The sequence below is a fragment of the Embleya sp. NPDC059237 genome (assembly GCF_042754105.1).
Lineage (GTDB): Bacteria > Actinomycetota > Actinomycetes > Streptomycetales > Streptomycetaceae > Embleya.
In genome coordinates, this window is record NZ_JBHZAE010000002.1 from 377,627 (window position 1) to 393,257 (window position 15,631).

General features: G+C 67.5%; 17 protein-coding genes. 10 read left to right on the plus strand and 7 right to left on the minus strand.

What is annotated here, in order from left to right:
* Window positions 1-123 precede the first annotated feature (123 nt).
* Entirely contained in the window at window positions 124-423 is a 300-nt protein-coding gene (locus tag ACFXKZ_RS08550; RefSeq protein WP_379997872.1) for a hypothetical protein, read from the minus strand.
* Between the two features lie 55 nt (window positions 424-478).
* Entirely contained in the window at window positions 479-2,281 is a 1,803-nt protein-coding gene (locus ACFXKZ_RS08555) for a peroxidase family protein (protein ID WP_379997874.1), read from the minus strand.
* A gap of 270 nt (window positions 2,282-2,551) precedes the next feature.
* Between ACFXKZ_RS08555 and ACFXKZ_RS08560 the strand changes: the two genes are divergently transcribed.
* From ACFXKZ_RS08560 to ACFXKZ_RS08570, 3 genes are all read left to right on the plus strand, one after another.
* On the plus strand, window positions 2,552-3,598 hold the full coding sequence (locus ACFXKZ_RS08560; RefSeq protein WP_379997876.1) for a ferritin-like protein: 1,047 nt from the start codon (window positions 2,552-2,554) through the stop codon (window positions 3,596-3,598).
* Between the two features lie 82 nt (window positions 3,599-3,680).
* Window positions 3,681-5,060: an aminotransferase class I/II-fold pyridoxal phosphate-dependent enzyme gene (locus ACFXKZ_RS08565; protein ID WP_379997878.1), complete on the plus strand. Its 1,380-nt coding sequence runs from the start codon at window positions 3,681-3,683 to the stop codon at window positions 5,058-5,060.
* A gap of 9 nt (window positions 5,061-5,069) precedes the next feature.
* Entirely contained in the window at window positions 5,070-5,393 is a 324-nt protein-coding gene (locus tag ACFXKZ_RS08570) for a hypothetical protein (RefSeq protein WP_379997880.1), read from the plus strand.
* Window positions 5,394-5,472: 79 nt separating this feature from the next.
* On the opposite strand, the gene ACFXKZ_RS08575 is transcribed toward ACFXKZ_RS08570, so the two are convergent.
* Window positions 5,473-6,369, minus strand: coding sequence for a sigma-70 family RNA polymerase sigma factor (locus ACFXKZ_RS08575; RefSeq protein ID WP_379997882.1), 897 nt, complete (start codon window positions 6,367-6,369; stop codon window positions 5,473-5,475).
* An 83-nt stretch (window positions 6,370-6,452) separates the two neighbouring features.
* Here ACFXKZ_RS08575 and ACFXKZ_RS08580 point away from each other — a divergent pair, with 83 nt between their 5' ends.
* On the plus strand, window positions 6,453-6,902 hold the full coding sequence (locus tag ACFXKZ_RS08580; RefSeq protein WP_379997884.1) for a carboxymuconolactone decarboxylase family protein: 450 nt from the start codon (window positions 6,453-6,455) through the stop codon (window positions 6,900-6,902).
* Between the two features lie 300 nt (window positions 6,903-7,202).
* Window positions 7,203-8,330, plus strand: a complete 1,128-nt coding sequence (locus tag ACFXKZ_RS08585) for a methyltransferase (RefSeq protein WP_379998674.1) — start codon at window positions 7,203-7,205, stop codon at window positions 8,328-8,330.
* Between the two features lie 78 nt (window positions 8,331-8,408).
* Here ACFXKZ_RS08585 and ACFXKZ_RS08590 read toward each other — a convergent pair whose 3' ends face one another.
* Together ACFXKZ_RS08590 and ACFXKZ_RS08595 are read right to left on the minus strand one after the other, a co-directional pair.
* Window positions 8,409-8,606 (minus strand): DUF397 domain-containing protein, encoded by a 198-nt coding sequence (locus tag ACFXKZ_RS08590; RefSeq protein WP_379997886.1) that lies wholly within the window; start codon window positions 8,604-8,606, stop codon window positions 8,409-8,411.
* Between the two features lies 1 nt (window position 8,607).
* The gene (locus ACFXKZ_RS08595) at window positions 8,608-9,465 is read right to left on the minus strand and encodes a helix-turn-helix domain-containing protein (RefSeq protein WP_379997888.1); all 858 of its coding nucleotides are present in this window, start codon (window positions 9,463-9,465) and stop codon (window positions 8,608-8,610) included.
* A gap of 241 nt (window positions 9,466-9,706) precedes the next feature.
* Between ACFXKZ_RS08595 and ACFXKZ_RS08600 the strand changes: the two genes are divergently transcribed.
* The 4 genes from ACFXKZ_RS08600 (at window position 9,707) to ACFXKZ_RS08615 (ending at window position 12,114) form a co-directional block, all read left to right on the plus strand.
* Complete coding sequence (locus tag ACFXKZ_RS08600; protein ID WP_379997890.1) at window positions 9,707-10,156, plus strand: ATP-binding protein; 450 nt, start codon at window positions 9,707-9,709, stop codon at window positions 10,154-10,156.
* A 111-nt stretch (window positions 10,157-10,267) separates the two neighbouring features.
* Entirely contained in the window at window positions 10,268-10,897 is a 630-nt protein-coding gene (locus ACFXKZ_RS08605; RefSeq protein ID WP_379997892.1) for a hypothetical protein, read from the plus strand.
* 443 nt (window positions 10,898-11,340) lie between these two features.
* Window positions 11,341-11,643: a hypothetical protein gene (locus ACFXKZ_RS08610; RefSeq protein ID WP_379997894.1), complete on the plus strand. Its 303-nt coding sequence runs from the start codon at window positions 11,341-11,343 to the stop codon at window positions 11,641-11,643.
* Between the two features lie 246 nt (window positions 11,644-11,889).
* Window positions 11,890-12,114, plus strand: a complete 225-nt coding sequence (locus ACFXKZ_RS08615; protein WP_379997896.1) for a hypothetical protein — start codon at window positions 11,890-11,892, stop codon at window positions 12,112-12,114.
* Window positions 12,115-12,132: 18 nt separating this feature from the next.
* Here the strand turns inward: ACFXKZ_RS08615 and ACFXKZ_RS08620 are convergent, their stop codons facing one another.
* Both ACFXKZ_RS08620 and ACFXKZ_RS08625 read right to left on the minus strand, forming a co-directional pair.
* Window positions 12,133-13,782, minus strand: a complete 1,650-nt coding sequence (locus ACFXKZ_RS08620) for a serine hydrolase domain-containing protein (RefSeq protein WP_379997898.1) — start codon at window positions 13,780-13,782, stop codon at window positions 12,133-12,135.
* 152 nt (window positions 13,783-13,934) lie between these two features.
* On the minus strand, window positions 13,935-14,558 hold the full coding sequence (locus ACFXKZ_RS08625) for an RraA family protein (RefSeq protein ID WP_379997900.1): 624 nt from the start codon (window positions 14,556-14,558) through the stop codon (window positions 13,935-13,937).
* A 214-nt stretch (window positions 14,559-14,772) separates the two neighbouring features.
* Between ACFXKZ_RS08625 and ACFXKZ_RS08630 the strand changes: the two genes are divergently transcribed.
* Window positions 14,773-15,477 (plus strand): HNH endonuclease family protein, encoded by a 705-nt coding sequence (locus ACFXKZ_RS08630; protein ID WP_379997902.1) that lies wholly within the window; start codon window positions 14,773-14,775, stop codon window positions 15,475-15,477.
* Window positions 15,478-15,631 lie beyond the last annotated feature (154 nt).

Sequence of the window (15,631 nt, forward strand, 5' to 3'; positions counted from 1 at the left end):
TGGGTCAGCCCCCCCCCCGCCCCCCCGCCTCCGCCCCCCCCCCCGGGGGTCGTTGCAATTATCCGCGGGGCGGGGGGCCCCGGGCGCCCCCCCCCCCCGCCCCCACGTCTCATCCTGTCCCGCTCACTTTTCCACGAATGAGATCACGATCTCGTTGCTCGAATTGTCCGGGCCGATTCCGCTCTGATCATCGGCCGTCGAAAGATAGGCCGTTCCGGCGCCCGTAATGAGATCCTTGGGGCGATGCTCGACCCGGGCGGCCCTGCCGACATCCTCCCCCCTGGCGGGGGCAATGCACTTGTTCTTGTTCTTGTCCGTGAAAACGGCCCAATTGACCAGGCCCAGGTGCTCGCCTTCGAAAGTCACCGGACCGCCCTCCTCCACGTCCGGAGGCTCGACGGTGACAATCTTCGGGATGGTCATACTCTGCTCCTTGCTCGATGACATTCCCACATCCGGGGGAATGCTGATTGCCCGGTCAGACGACCCCGGCGACACGCAACATGTCGGACATGTAGAACGTGCCGGCGGTCCGGCCGAGCGTCGGCTGCCACTTCGGGGCCGCCGAGAAATTGTTCGCGATGTAGGACCCGGGATCGGCCTTGACCATCGCGAAGATCACTTCGCCGACGATGGCGCTTCCGACGGCGCCGAGTTTGAGGCTGCCGACATCGGGATGCCCGGCCTTCACCTCGTCCAGCGCGCCCTCGCCGAGGATGTAGTACCAGAGCGGAACGCTTGCGAAGTCGTTCGTGAAGCCGTCCGCCTTGGTCAGCTTGAAATCCTTCACCGTGTACGGGTCGCGGCTGATCGCGTAGGCGTTGAACACGGCCCGAGCAACGTCTTCCCCTGAAGGAAGCCCCTTGCCCTTCGGCCCGTCGAAGCTGTTCGCTCGCATCAGATTGCGGATGGCGATGGAACACAGCGGGGCGTAGTCCTGGTCCTGGTACGGAGTGGTCTTCGGCAGTGGCTTTCGGTCCGATGAGCTCTCCAGCCAGTTCAACGGGCTGTCGATCGGCGGTGGCATCTGCAGAAATCCGTGGATGATGCGCCGATCGAACCGCTTCGCGTACTGGGTCTCGACGGCGTGGCCCGTTTGATCCTTCGCCCCGGGAACGACGAAGTACCGCCGCCAGTCGATGACCCGACTGGGCCGCAGACGAGAGAACGGCCTGCGCAGGTCGAACAGATGCCCGGCCGTGACGTCGTTCAGGGTGTATTCCTCGACGGGGAGGGAGTGCAGGCGGTAGGCAGCCGCGGTGAACTCGACCGGTAGGTCGACGGGTTTCCCGAACGCGGGGTTGAAAAGCGGGAACGTGGCCTCGCGGTCCTCGGCGGCCTTCTTGAGCTTCTCGTAGACGTCCTTCGCCAGAATCCTCGGTAGCCAGTCGTTGAGGATCATCCACTGGTAGTGCCAGACGACCTGTCGCTTCGCCTCCGTGAACAGGGAGACGTCCGGGACCGATCCCTTCAGCATGTCGACCACGGCGTTGTGGAACTTCATGAACGCCAGGTGCAGTTGGATCGTGATGATCGTATTGTCGTCGCGCGGATCCGCGACCAGTGGTACGTCCTGGGGGTTTCGCGGAACGTCGTACTCACGGTCCGGGTCGATCCAGAACTTCCCCGTGTCGACGTTGTCGTAGAACGCGAACGACTGTGTCTTGGGGCCGAGGCCGTAGACGTGTGAAAGGTCGACCCGGGCATCCCGATAGTTCGTCGTGGTGGCCGGATCGTTCCGGTCGAAGTCGGCGTCGGCCTGGAAGGTGATGTTGTGGTCGAGGAATTGTCCGACGTAGGTGTATCCCGCCGGGATGCCGGCATCCGCCGGGGACGTCTTCGACGGATCAGTCGGCTTGGCGAGGAGAGTGTCCGCGATCCTCTCCCCCGGTTGGGCGCACTTCTTGGTCTTCGGATCGGGGCGGTTGACGTCCATCGGGCCACCGGGGGCGCCGAGTTCCTCGATCGCGTCGTTGGTCGGGGTGTACGGCGCGAGTGTCGGGAAGAGGCGTCTGTACACGCCGGTTTCCACCACCGGCCCGCCCGGACCGGTGCCTCCGACACCCCCCGCGCCGGGACCGGCTCCGTCGAGCGAGGGCAGCCGTAGCGGGCATCCGTGGCTCGTGAAGGTCGGGTCCGCGACCAGGCCGTGTACGAGGCCGAGGGGGGTTCGCCCGTCGCCGTCGCCGTCGCCCAGGAGTTGATCGAGGAGTCGGGTACGTGCCTGCTCACGGAGGGCGGTGCGGTCGTCGGGGGCTTCGGTCGAGATGTCGAGGGCCATCGCAGATGTGCCTTTCGCATGCGGCAGCGCGTGTGCGGCGGGGTGCGTGGGAGAGGGCTCGGCAGTCGTGCGCCGGGCGCCGAGACCTGTTCATCGTCACCCGGGCTTCCCGCGCGGTGTGGCAATGGGAGGCATCACTTCACTACAACGAGTTGGTTGTTTGCGCCGTATGGCGGCCGAAGGTGGCCGCTGGCCCGTTACCCGGCGCAGGCTCGGAACGGTCGCGCCCGCAGCCGGCGCCGCTCGCCCACCCGCACATCGGAGGATCAGATGGCCACGACCCTCGCCGAACCGTCACTCGCGGAGCGGATCGCCCGTCACGTTCTGCGAGACGACGTGAAGGACTGGCAGAAGGAGATCAAGGATCAGCTGCAGTGTGCGATCGAGTTGGAGCTCACCACCATTCCGGCCTACCTCTGCGGTCTTTGGTCGATCAAGAACAAGGACGACAAGAAGAGCAGGCCTGCGTACGACCTGATCAGGAGTGTCGTACTGGAGGAGATGCTCCACATGGCACTGGCCTGCAACATGCTGACCGCCGTCGGAGGGGTGCCGACGATCAAGGCCCCCGTGTATCCGACGGCCCTGCCGGGCGGAGTCGGCGCGGGCCTGAACGTGCGCCTCCAGGGATTGACACGGGAATACGTACAGGGCACCTACATGGCCATCGAAGCCCCGGAGATCCCGTCCCTGCCGCCGCCGACGACCGGCACTCCGGTCACGATCGGGGCCTTCTACGACGTGCTCCTGACCCGACTGCGACGCCACACCCCGGCACTCGTGCGCACGTCCCAACTCGGCGATGTGGGTCTCGGCCTCTTCGAGATCCAGGACTTCGCGGACATCGAGCGGGCGATCGCCGAGATCAAGGCACAGGGCGAGGGCACCACCACCGTCCCCGGCATCTCCGACGACCCCGATGAGCTCGCCCACTACTACAAGTTCGCGCAGATCGTGGCCGGCGGTGAACTCATCAAGAAGGGCACGGGACGGTGGGAGTACAGCAAGGCTCTTCCCGTGCCCTTCCCCGACGTCTGGCCCATGGCCGAAGTGCCCAAGGGCGGCTATGCGAAGGACCCCGGCTCGTACACGGTGAGCGCGGGAGTCCAGAAGCAGCTGACCGCGTTCAACGACGCGTACAAGAAGGTCCTCGAACTCCTGCGCGACGCGTGGTCGCCCACCGGGGGCGGCCGGAAGTCGTTGGGCGCGGCGGTCGTGGCCATGAAGGGTCTGGAGAAGTTGGCGACCCCACTTCTCCAGGAGCAGAACCCCAAGAACACCGCGCAACACTTCGGTCCGGAATTCCTCGCCTCCTGAGCCCCCGCGCTCCCATCGACTGGCGGCGGTTCGCCGTGTGCCGGCACTTGTCACATCACCCCGACGCCAAGGAGCCCGTAGCATGACGACCACATCCCCGCGCAAGACCGCCACCGCCCACACGGACGCCGCGCTCGCCGAGAGTGTCGATCGGGCGGTGGCCCTGGAACGCCTGCGGCGGATCGCCGACCCCGAGGAACGCCTGGTCGCGTATACCCGGATCGTCACCGAGGACGTGTTCAATCTCGGTATCGCGAACAACGTCCTGCTGTTCGACCTGCTGAGCAAGGAGGTCTTCGCCAAGGTGCAACTCACCGAGGCGGACGCCGAGTACGTGTCACCGCCGTACGGGGTGCAGGAACTGCTCGACCCGATCACCACGTTGCTCCGGCGCAGGTTCTCCCCCGGCATCGATCCCGAGTACGACGTGTACGCCACCGCCGGCGGCTCGGGGGCCCTCGAGTCGTTGGCGTTCGCGCTGCTCCACGGCGGCGTGCTGAACCCGGGCGACCAGGTTCTGCTGCCGGCACCCTTCTGGCCCGGCTTCCTGTGGTGCTTCGAACAGCGACCCGGCCTCAAGTGCGTACCCGCACGCCTGGACGGCGATCAGCAGCTCACCCTGACCGTGGACGCACTGAAACGGGCCTACGAAGCCGCACCGGATCCCAAGCCCAAGCTGTTGGTCCTCACCAACCCGCACAACCCACTGGGCGTCAACTATGAGAAGAAGCTGCTCGAGGACGTATGCCGCTGGGCCCTCGACCGGCAGATGCACATCGTCTCCGACGAGATCTACGCGCACTCCCAGAGCACGGGCACCGACGGATTCACCAGCGTCCTGTCCCTGGACGCCTACGCCACCGCCCCCGACCGCATTCACCTCGTGTACGGACTGACCAAGGACTTCGGCCTGTCCGGCTTTCGCATCGGCTTCCTGATCTCCAAGTCGAACGACGTCCGCAAGGTCATGCAGGGCGACGAGACCTGGAAGTCGCTGTCGTGGTTCGGTCCGTTGGACTCGCTCAAGACGGCGTACGTCCGCAAGTTGTTCGGCACCACGACCAAGCCCAGCGACTTCCCGGCGAAGCTGATGAAGGATTACGCCGACCGTCTCAAGGACGCCCACGACAAAGCCGCCGCGAGCCTCGACAAGGCGCAGATCCCCTACGTGGGCAAGGGCGACAGCAAGCGCAACGCCGCCCAGTTCTTCCTGCTCGACCTGAGCAAGTACCTGGACAGCGCCAAGCTCCCCGGGAATCTGCCGCTGTTCAACCACGAGATCGATCCGCGTGAGGCACGCCTGGACGCGTTCATCCGCACGGACGCCAAAGTGCTGCTCCTGCCGGGTGGGGAAATGCACTGCCCCAAGGCCGGGTACTTCCGGCTGTGCTACACCGCCGACACGGTGGACCGAGTCGACAAGGCGATCACCGCCCTGGCGACGTCACTTGCGAAACTCTGAGGACACATCATGAACATTCCCCGAATTCTCGGTTCGTTCCTGACCGCCGCGGCCGTCACGGCCGGGGGTCTCCTGGTCGCCGCGTCACCCGCGGCGGCCACCCCCGACGGGTGCGAGGTGACCAAGTACACCGAGAACCTCGCGCTCGCCGTCGTCGTCGGCGACTGTTACGGACGTCCCCACGACCAGCGATTCCGTGTGGTGGCCCTGTGCAAGCGCATCGACGGCTCGGTGTACGAGGACAAGTCCGCCTGGACGTTCGCCACGAGCAACAACGCCGCGAACTGCCAGGCAGGCGAGGCGCTCGTCGATGGCGACATCGAACTCGGCTGATCACCCGATCGGGCCGCAGGCTGTCCCGGAAAGGGGGGTGGGCAGCCTGCGGCTTCGTGGGTTCTGCCGAAGTACCGGCTCACCCGGGATCCGGCAGATCCATCAGGGCCAGCTTCGCCGGGTCGACCACGGCCCTGATCTCGGTGATGCGGCCGTCGACGACGGTGAACGCGAGGACCGAGAGCGGAGAGCCGTCCTCGTGCCAGGAAACGACCCCGGGGAGGCCGTTGACGAACGCGGGCCGCCCCAGGGCGACCCCGCCCCCGGCCAGTCGCGCACCCGCCGCAACCTGGGTGGCGCCGAGGGTGACGACCGTACCGCCGGGGGTGTCGACAACCAACCGCACCTCGGGGTCGAGCACTCGCAACAACTCCTCGAAGGCGCCGTGGCGAGCCGCCGCCAAAAACGCGTGGACCACCTCGCGCTGCTCCCGGACGCCGTTCGCCGGCCGTTCGGTCTCCTGTACCTTCCTGCGCGCCCGGCTGGCCAGCATCTTGGTGGCGTCGGCGGACTTGCCGAGGATCCGGCCGATCTCCTCGAACGGCACCGCGAACAGGTCGTGCAGCACGAACGCGAGCCGTTCGCTCGGCCGGAGCGATTCGAGCACGACCAGGAGCGCGAGGCCGACCGAGTCGGCGAGCACCGCCTCCTCCTCCGGCGCGCGGCCGTCGTCGATCGTCACGACGAACTCCGGCAACTGCTCGTCGTAGGACGCCTCGGGACGGGCCTGCCGCGAGCGCAGCACGTCCAGGCTGATCCGGCCGACCACCGTGGTCAGCCAGCCGCCGAGGTTGTGGATGGTCGCCGGGTCCTGGCGGGACAGCCGCAGCCAGGCTTCCTGGACCACGTCCTCCGCGTCGGAGTGCGACCCGAGCATGCGATACGCGACCGCGCGCAGGCGGTCGCGCTGGGATTCGAATGCCTCGACCATCGGGTCCGCGGGGCCGGGCCCGGGGTCGGGGTTGGTGCCGGACATGTTGTTACCTTCCTCGAATCCGCTCCGTCATGGGTGATGACGGGCCCGAAGGGGCGCAGGTAACCGATGAAGGAGCAGGACCCATGGAAGCACGGCTGAAGAGCGCGCCGAGCCCCGATCTGACCACCGCTTTCCAACACCTCTTCAAGGCGATCCACGCCGGGGGCGTCGAACCGCGCCTGCTGGCGGTGATCCACCTACGGGTCAGCCAGATCAACAGCTGCAGCCCGTGCGTCTACGCCTCGATCGAGGCGGCGAAGAAGGCCGGCGAGTCGGACGAGCGGCTGCACCACGTGGCCGTCTGGCGCGAGACACCCTTCTTCACCGACGAGGAACGAGCGGCGTTCGCGTTGACCGAGGCCGCCACCCGGATCCAGGACGGCGCGGCGGGCGTCACCGACGAGATCTGGGAGGCCGCCGCCGGCCACTTCACCCAGGAACAACTGGGTGCAATCACCCTGGAGATCGCCCTGACCAACTTCTTCAACCGCATCAACCGCACCACGAACGAGCAGGCCGGCAAGACCTGGTAGCGGAACGGAGCGTCATCCGGGGGGAGGCCCACGCCTCCCCCCGTCGCCGAATCCGGGTTGCCCGTGCGCCGAGAACTGTGCGAGCCTCACGTGTCATCTCTCCACCACGTCCCTGAAAGGGCTGGTCGTGACGCTAGGCATGGTTCTCGGCGACCTCTCCTCTCGCGCTTCGACGCGGGAGCGGTAGCCCTGCCTGCCCCGATACACGCGCCTGTGCCGTCGTAGCACGCGCGTCGTTTTCTCCTGCTCCTCGTCGAAGTGCTCTTCGTGCCCTGCACGTTCGATCACGAGGAGTACGTGGTGTCCACGATCCACTGGACCGAAACCGACACAGTCCGATCCGCCCGTTGGCACTCCGAGAGCGCCGCACCGCTTCCGCGACGCGTCGTCGTCGCGGACGACCGGATGAAAGCCGGTACCGCATATCGCTTGGCCTGCGAAGGCACGGCGATGTTGTGGCGCGGCGACTACCACAACGCACGTCAACTGCTGCGCGCGATGAACCACCGTCTCGACCGAAAGCCTCCCCGTTCGGGTGAGGGTGACAGCCCGGCCGAGTCCTTCCATCTCCACCGCCGCACCCAAGGCCACCGCGCCCGGGTTCTGGGCAAACTCCTCGTACTGCTGGAGGACGACCACTCCCTGGCGCTACGCAGAGCCCCCGACGTCCGTCGCGCATGCACCGAGGCATACGGCCCACCGCACGGCCGGTCGGCGGTCTCACTCACCGAACTGCTGGGCGTGATCGGAGCACGGCAGTGGCGCGAGAAGGGCGTGGAGATTCCGGCGCTCGCCGCCCGGATCCACCCGCACTACGGCGTCTTCTCGCCGATCAGGGGCGAGTACGTCGACCTGGTCGCCCAGGCGCCCCTCCCCGGCAGCGGCCCCGGCCGCACCGCCTTCGACCTCGGCACGGGAACGGGCGTACTCGCCGCGGTCCTGGCCCACCGAGGAGTCGACCACGTGGTGGCCACCGACATCAACCCGCGAGCACTGTCCTGCGCCCGCGAAAACATCCACCGACTCGACCTCACGGCCCGCATCGAAGTAGTCGGCCCCTGCCTCTTCCCGCAAGGCCGCGCCGACCTGATCGTCTGCAACCCACCCTGGATCCCCGCCCACCCGACATCCGCAGTGGAACAGGGCGTCTACGACCCGAACAGCACCATGCTCCGAGCCTTCCTGAACGACCTGCCCTCCCACCTCACACCGAACGGCGAAGCCTGGCTGATCCTGTCGGACCTCGCCGAACACCTGGCCCTCAGAACCCCCCACGAGGTCCCCACCGCCATCAAGGCAGCCGGCCTCAAGGTGCTGGACAGAACCACCACGAAGCCCCGACACCCAAGAGCAGGCGACCCCAAAACCCCACTACACGCAGCCCGCGCCGCAGAAACCACATCCCTATGGCGCCTGACGGGCATCTGACCCCAACTCCCCATCAGCGAACGCCCTTTGTCCCCGATGCGCATCGGGGACAAAGGGCGATTCGCGCCCAGCTGCCAGTCAGCTTTTGAGAGCTTCCGCCAGGCAAGTCCACGCGTCGTGGGGGATAGCGAGAGTGCCGACAGTGCGGTCCTTGCTGTCCCGCACAGCGACGGCGGCTGTGGCCGGCGCGGTCTCGACGCAGTCGCCGTCGTTGTGGCTGTACGAGCTCTTCCGCCAGGCGAGACGGGCCTCAGGGCGAGTGTGACGCAGGGTCATGTCAGTTCTTTCTGATCGTGGCAATCAGTTCACGGCTATCCTCCGGGCTCAGCGCATGTCTGGCCAGGTTCCTGAAGAGCCGAGTGATCCGCCGCACGTCACGGGGATCGTCCATGAACGTGCTCCCGCCGACGCCCTGCCCGAATGCCACGGAGGGCTCGCCTTCACCGTAGGAGAGGATCTGGAAGGGATTCGACTGGGTCCCTCCGGCTCCGGCTGCGAAAGGAATCACCCGCACCTCCACGTGGGGCAACGCAGTCATCTCCAGCAGGTGTCGAAGTTGCGCGTCGTGCTCGGCGCTACCGCCGACTTCGAACTCGAGTACGGCTTGGGTGATCACGGCTTCTATAGCCAAGCGCGGGTCTTCATAGACACGCCGCTGACGGCAAGTACGCACCTCGACCAGGTCGTCTACCTGGTCGGGGTTCAGATCGTTGAACCCAACGGCGGTGACCTCTCGCGCATACGCCTCGGTCTGCAAAAGTGGTGGCATGACAGCAAGTTGGTAGTCTTGACGCAAGGTGGCCCAGTCCTCGTACTCCAGAACCGTGGCGTAGTTGGCCGAGATGACGTCGCCAAAGCGTGACCACCACGGTGGATCCGCGTTCCAGACGGACATCGCCATCAGCTCAAGCGCCTCGCGTTCACCGCCGGCCAACCCGAAGAAGTCGACCAGCGCATAGAACTCTCTTTCCGTGCAGGTTCGATCGCCGGTTTCGGTACGCGTGAGCGTGGACTGGCTGATGCCAATGGCCTTGCCCACGCTCTCCGATGAGCGTCCCATTCGCACGCGGATCTTGCGGAGTCGCGCCCCGAGTTCTCGTCGAGCCTTCAGATTGCCCGGTCCCGTGCCTGCCATCGAGCGCCTTCCATCCGAGGATTTCCACCCCATTGTGCAACCGCGCAGCATCGCTGACGGCGCGAGCCTAGCGGCGGCGCCACTCGTTCGCATGACTTCTGAATAATTCACGCATGTGGCTTGACTCATGCGATGCGGCCCATGCAGTCTCTTTCAAGTCACCGCCTGTGCTTGGAAGATCACCAAGTGCAGCAAGATCGCGATGCCCTGGGCACCACTGACAGTGGGGAGTCGGCGCGCAATGACCCAATTCGCGAATCCGTGCACAGGAGTGCGTCGGATCGATCTTCCTCCCGGTCCAGAAGCAGCCTCTGTGGCAAGGGAGTTCGTTGCCCACTGGAGCACCGGATGCAATCAGGGCAACGTCGTTGATGTGTTGCGGCTCGTGGCGTCCGAGTTGGTGGGGAATGCCGTGCGGCATGCCGGTGGGGCTCGGTCCATCTCATGCGTGGTGGGTGATCAGGGTGTCGTGGTCGAAGTCGTGGATGGTGGTGGGCCGTTCGCGCTCGGGGTGGAGCCTCCCGCCGACGACCGGGACTGCTGCGGGCGGGGGTTGTTTCTGGTGTGGGCCATGGGATGTGGGCTCGGGTCGGGGCCCGTTCGTGGCGGAGGCAAGTGGGTTCGGGCCGTGATCTCGGGCGAACTTGTCGCGCATGACACTGAGTTCGGCTCAGCCGGCCCGCCGGGCTGAACCGCCGTTCCTCACCGCTCGATTCGATTCCATCGAAACGGAGTTGTCGTGTCCGAAAGCCAACCCTGTTCCACCGGCAGCCACTTGATGTCACCCGAAAGAGTGGTCGGGTTGCTTCAGACCTTCGAGACCGCTCGTACCTTCCTGAAATGCCTCCGCCTGGCCGACGTCCACCTCCTCCCGAGCGTCCCGGGCGGCCACACGACCCTGGCCTGGAGCGCCCCCGGTACGCCCGTCCCCCGCGCGTTCGACGACGAACGAAACCTGGTCGGCTGGTTCGAGGAAGTCCCGGAGTACCTGGGCCGGATCGACGCGATCATGCACGTCTCGCCCGTCGGCGCCCACCACGACGGGGACTTGGAGGCAGCCGCGCCGAACGGCACGTCCGCGACCTTCCGACGCCCGAACGAACACCCTTCCGCACACGACCGCCCCATGACGATCGGCGTGGTCACCGACGACGACTCCGGCCTCACCCTCACCGACCGGGGCGTCTGGCACACCCTGCTCCCGCAACCGATAGACCTCGTACCGCTCGGCGCCAACCTCGGCACCTACCTGGCCGGCCTGGCCCCGGCCGGCGAAGTCCTCCCCTACCGGTGGTGCCTGCGCGCCCTCCGCCATTACTGGATCGGCATCGTCTTCGTCCTCGACCGACGAGCCGCCCTCTACTGCCCCTGCGGCCGGGACACCATGCACCATCACCCCTCGTGGGAAGACCTCCGCGAGCCCCGGCCCTGATCGCACCCGGGCACAGGGTCGACCGGAACGGATCGGCGCGCGGGGCCGACCCGAACGGGCGACGAGTCGAGCACGACCGCCGCCGCCCGCACCTCGCGCGTCCAACGCCCTTCGTCCAACTCCGGGATGTACTCCACACAACACGCGCACTGCGGCATCAACGAGACGAACTCCCGCCTCGGTACTGGTGGGCTCGCGTATTCAACTGTCGTCGCGAGTAGCCCTCTGTAGTCAGTCGCTCGGGCTGAGAGAGCGGGGCGGGGGCGGGGACTTCGCCGGTCTGGCTCAGACGCGGTCTTTCGCAACGCCCGGCATGGGACCGTCGCAGCCGTAGGCTCCGCTTCATTCGAACGGGGAATGTTCCGGAGCCACGGTGGCAGCGGCTGCCGAGCTGCGAGACGATGATTTTGGGGCTCAACACACTCATCACCGGGAAACGAGCCATGAAGACCAAGCCCGCATGTGGGCCGCAGCGCGACCCCGAATTCTTTGAAGAGATCGACAAATTGTTCGCCAAGTACCCCGAGGCTGCCGGCAGGTACGCGGTGAGCTGTCTGCGGTTGGAGACCGTAGTCCTGAAGATCGACTTCGAAAGACAAGTCGGCGTCTCACGCGTTGAGGACGGCCGGATCATTACCGAGTTCCACGACCGCGAAGACGACATCGTTCGCCTATATCGTCACACCAGCTGCTGCCAGTACGTACACGGCTACGAGTGCGTGAGGCTGTGCCCGGTAGACCTATAACAGGATCCGCTTCGCGCCCCTTGTCGATGGACTCGACGCCTCCGGCTGCGAGCGGCTCCCACTGCTCACCCGCTCCGAGGCGGCTGCCGTGATGGCGCTTCTTGGGGTCCTGGTTGACGACGCCGAGGAGGAGGCCCGACCGCTGATCGCCGAGGTGCGGAGATACCGGCCACCCCCAGCGCCACCTGAGCCCACGGCGGTCGACGGTCGATCGAGACGTGAGGCCGAGGAGGCCAGGAGGAACCGGTGCCCCTCGCCCTCCTCGGCACGCCGGGCATCCTCGACCTCCTGGACGCGGTCCACGCGATGGCCCTCGCCTACGCGGCCGGCCCGAGCGCGGACCCGACCACCATGGCGGTGCGGATCGACCCGACCAGGCCGCGCAGGTACAGGGCGACACCCGGTTTCCGGGCCGGACTTCGCCGATGCCGACGCCATGCTGCTCGCGCACCTCCGAATCCGGGTGCGTGAGCTGCGGACGAGCGCTGGTCACGGCTTCGGCTGGTTCCGGAACGAGCGTGTGTAGCAGCATCCGTCCACGTCGACCCAGAGGACCGCGCCGTCCGGGGCGGGGCCGGCCGTCAGGCGCTCCGGCAGCCGGGGGTCGGCTCCGATGCGGAACGTCTCGGCGTCGAGCGGGACGAGTTCCGGTTCGTCGTAGGGCGCTTCCACGCCGGTCGCGGCGGTCATGTGCAGGCGTCCCGCCCGCTGCACGATGTCGAAAGCCGGATACCAGGGGGTGTAGCTCCGGTAGCGACCCACGAGTGCGTGCGGTGGGGCGCTCGGCGCAGCCGGGTCGGGGCCCAGTGACTCGGGGCCGTAGAGCCAGCGTCCGTCCCGGGAGTGGTGGTAGGCGGACCACTCCGGGTGATCGCACACCAGCCGCCCGTCCCCCGCGTCGTACAGCTTGCCGGTCACCCCCTCCGAGGTGAGCGTGAGGCGGTCGTCCCCCGCGGACTCGACGCGGATCCGACGCGGCGCCGTTCCGTGGACCCCGACGTAGCGCCGGGCGTCGGGGATCCGCTCCGGGTCGAACAGTGCCGGGTCCGCCGGGGCTCCCTGGACGACGGCGAGCACATGGCGGGCGAAACGGTCGATGATGCGACACTCGCCGGGTGCGTTGGTCAGCACGGCGACACCGTGCCCGCCGTCGATGTCCACGGCGAGGTACGAGCGGTATCCGACCATCCCGCCGGCGTGCGTCAGCCAGGTGCGGCCGTCGATCACTTCCACGCCCACGCCGCACGCGTAGCCGCGGCCGACCGTGTCGGCGGGCACCGTGAGGAGCTGCCGAAAACGCTCCGGCCCGAGGATCGTGGTGCCGTCCAGGGCGCCCCGGCCCAGCAACATGCGGGCGAACAGGCCCAGGTCGGAAGCGGTCGCCAGGACGTTCCCGTCGGCCGACGAATACTCGAAGAAGCCGGCCGGCGCGAGGGGGGTCGACGGCAGCGGCGGGCGGTCGTCGCGCAGGAACCGGTACCCGGTGGCGAGTTCGGCGATGTCCTCGTGGGTGATCCGCGCCGCCGAGTCGCGCATGCCCAGGGGGCGCAGCAGCCGTTCGGTCATGGCGTCCGCCAACGATTGCCCCGTCACCTGCTCCACGATCAACCCCAGCAGGTTGTAGCCCTCGTTGGAGTAATGGAACAGCTCACCCGGTTCGACCCAGGTCCTCGCATCGCGCAGCGCGTAGCCGCGGGCGGCGGCATCGGGCAGCGTGTCGGCCCCGGTCACCAAGCCGGAGGTGTGCTGCAGAAGGTGCCGGATGGTAATCGCGCGCGAGCCGCCGTTCGGCGCGAACCAGGGCAGGTAATCGGCGACCGCCGCGTCGAGGTCCACCTTCCCCTCGTCCGCCAGTACGCCGAACAGGAAGGCGGTGAAGGTCTTGCTGATGGAACCGATCTCGAAGCGCGTGCGACGCGAGATCGGCGCCCCGGACTCCGCGTTCGCGAACCCCGCGGTGACGAACGTCGACTCGCCGGTCCCATCGACGACGCTGATCGCGATCCCCGGCACCGGCCACCCGCTTCGCAGCCCCTCCGCAAGCCCCGAGAGCACCTGTTGCACGTCCGGTTTCACATGCGTGCGCTCGCCCGTCCCGGGCGCCGACCGCGTGATCTCCGACGGGATCCGTTCGCTCATCCTGGGCTCCACTCTCCGTTCGCGCCTGGTCGGCACAACGTACGGGGGAGCACCGGGGCTGTCCTCGTCGCGCGCGTCAAAGCCGCGGCCCCTCGGTTGTCGCCGCCGCCAAGGCCGAGCCGAGGTCACCCGGGGTAACCAACATCAAGCCGTCAATCGGTCGGCTGGTTGGCCGTGAGCAGGGCGTCGATTCGAGCGCGGTGGGCTGTCTCCCAGTCGGTCGGGGTTTCGGCGGCTTCCTTGGCCGATTTGTGTTGGGCGTCGTGGAGTACCTGCGCTCGGCGTGCGCTCGGGACGACCACGATGCCCTCCTCGTCGGCGACCACGATGTCGCCGGGGTCCACGTCGACGCCGCCGCAGCGCACCCGGGTGTTCAGCGGTGTCACGGCCGCCTTCGTGCCGGGGATGGGTATCACGCCCCGGGCGAAGACGGGGAAGCCCATCTCCCGTACCTCCGCCAGGTCCCGGATCACCCCGTCGGCCACGAATGCCGCGATCCCGCGCCGCCGCGCAACGGCGCATACGTTGCCGCCGGCCAAGGCGTAGTCCACATCGCCGGATTCGACCACGACGATCGAGCCGGGCTCGGCGCGATGGATGGCCGCGTGCAGCATGAGGTTGTCCCCCGGCGGACACCGCACGGTGAACGCGGGGCCGGCGACGCGCGGCATCGGGCCCCACAGCGGCCGGATGCCGATGTCCATCACCTGCGCGCGTCCGAGCAGGTCGGCGAGGGTGGTCGGCGATGTGTCCGCGAAACCGGCACCGTCGTTCATCGGCTCATCCTTTGTTCGCATCGGGCGACGAGACGGCGCGACACTACCGAACAGGCCATCCGCTCCTGCCGGTTGCACTCTTTCGAGTGGCCCGATCCGCGTCGTCGCCGATCCCGTCCCGTCAGTCGCTACAACAGGACCGCGAACCTGATCACGACGACTCCGGGGCGACACGATGACGATGACTCAGATGACGGTGACGAGGACCAGGACGATGACCACTGGGCGCCGGATGGCCTCCCTGGTGGTGGCGGCAACGAGCATCGGCGCGCTGCTGTTCACGCCGAGCACGGCTGTGGCGGCGCCGGCCGCGGGGGCAACGGCGCCGGCCGCGGGGGCGACGGCGTCGGCCACGCGCATTCCGCTGCACGACGCGATCGCCAATCTTCGGGTCGCGGAGGAGGATCGTTCCGGCTATGACCGCGCCGCGTTCCGGCACTGGATCGACGCGGACAAGAACGGTTGCACGACCCGCGCGGAGGTACTGATCGACGAGGCCGTGCTTCCGCCCGAGATCGGCGCCAAGTGCGCTCTTGCCGGGGGGCGTTGGTATTCCTACTACGAAGATGCCTACGTCGACGGCGCGGCCGGGCTGGACATCGACCACATGGTGCCGTTGGCCGAGGCGTGGGACTCGGGCGCGTCCGCGTGGACTTCGAAGCAGCGCGAGGCGTATGCCAACGACCTCGACCAGCCTCGGGCGTTGGTGGCCGTGACGGCGAAGTACAACCGCTCCAAGGCCGATCAGGACCCGAGCACGTGGCTGCCGCCGTATGAGGGGGCGCGCTGTACGTACCTCACGGACTGGGTGATCGTGAAGACCAAGTACGACTTGGCGGTCGACCCGACCGAGCTCGACACGCTCCAGCGGCTGGGCGCGCAATGCCCCAACGTGCCGATCGAGCCCGGCACGCCCTGAGGGTCCTCAAGCGCCGGACGGGCTGGGATGGGTCGCGTTCAGCGAAGCAGGCTGCCGTTCACGGGTGCCTGCGCAGGCGTCCTCAAACGCCGGACCGGCTGAAACGGGTCGCGTTCAGCGGACCCGGATGCCGTTCACGGGAGCTTGCGTGGGC

Bases quoted from the DNA above. Each gene is read 5' to 3' on its own strand.
- ACFXKZ_RS08565 (WP_379997878.1), top strand. From the start codon at position 3,681: ATGACGACCACATCCCCGCGCAAGACCGCCACCGCCCACACGGACGCC.
- ACFXKZ_RS08580 (WP_379997884.1), top strand. From the start codon at position 6,453: ATGGAAGCACGGCTGAAGAGCGCGCCGAGCCCCGATCTGACCACCGCT.
- ACFXKZ_RS08625 (WP_379997900.1), bottom strand. From the start codon at position 14,558: ATGAACGACGGTGCCGGTTTCGCGGACACATCGCCGACCACCCTCGCC.
- ACFXKZ_RS08555 (WP_379997874.1), bottom strand. From the start codon at position 2,281: ATGGCCCTCGACATCTCGACCGAAGCCCCCGACGACCGCACCGCCCTC.
- ACFXKZ_RS08575 (WP_379997882.1), bottom strand. From the start codon at position 6,369: ATGTCCGGCACCAACCCCGACCCCGGGCCCGGCCCCGCGGACCCGATG.
- ACFXKZ_RS08595 (WP_379997888.1), bottom strand. From the start codon at position 9,465: ATGGCAGGCACGGGACCGGGCAATCTGAAGGCTCGACGAGAACTCGGG.
- ACFXKZ_RS08610 (WP_379997894.1), top strand. From the start codon at position 11,341: ATGAAGACCAAGCCCGCATGTGGGCCGCAGCGCGACCCCGAATTCTTT.
- ACFXKZ_RS08630 (WP_379997902.1), top strand. From the start codon at position 14,773: ATGACCACTGGGCGCCGGATGGCCTCCCTGGTGGTGGCGGCAACGAGC.
- ACFXKZ_RS08620 (WP_379997898.1), bottom strand. From the start codon at position 13,782: ATGAGCGAACGGATCCCGTCGGAGATCACGCGGTCGGCGCCCGGGACG.
- ACFXKZ_RS08570 (WP_379997880.1), top strand. From the start codon at position 5,070: ATGAACATTCCCCGAATTCTCGGTTCGTTCCTGACCGCCGCGGCCGTC.
- ACFXKZ_RS08560 (WP_379997876.1), top strand. From the start codon at position 2,552: ATGGCCACGACCCTCGCCGAACCGTCACTCGCGGAGCGGATCGCCCGT.
- ACFXKZ_RS08590 (WP_379997886.1), bottom strand. From the start codon at position 8,606: ATGACCCTGCGTCACACTCGCCCTGAGGCCCGTCTCGCCTGGCGGAAG.
- ACFXKZ_RS08600 (WP_379997890.1), top strand. From the start codon at position 9,707: ATGACCCAATTCGCGAATCCGTGCACAGGAGTGCGTCGGATCGATCTT.
- ACFXKZ_RS08550 (WP_379997872.1), bottom strand. From the start codon at position 423: ATGACCATCCCGAAGATTGTCACCGTCGAGCCTCCGGACGTGGAGGAG.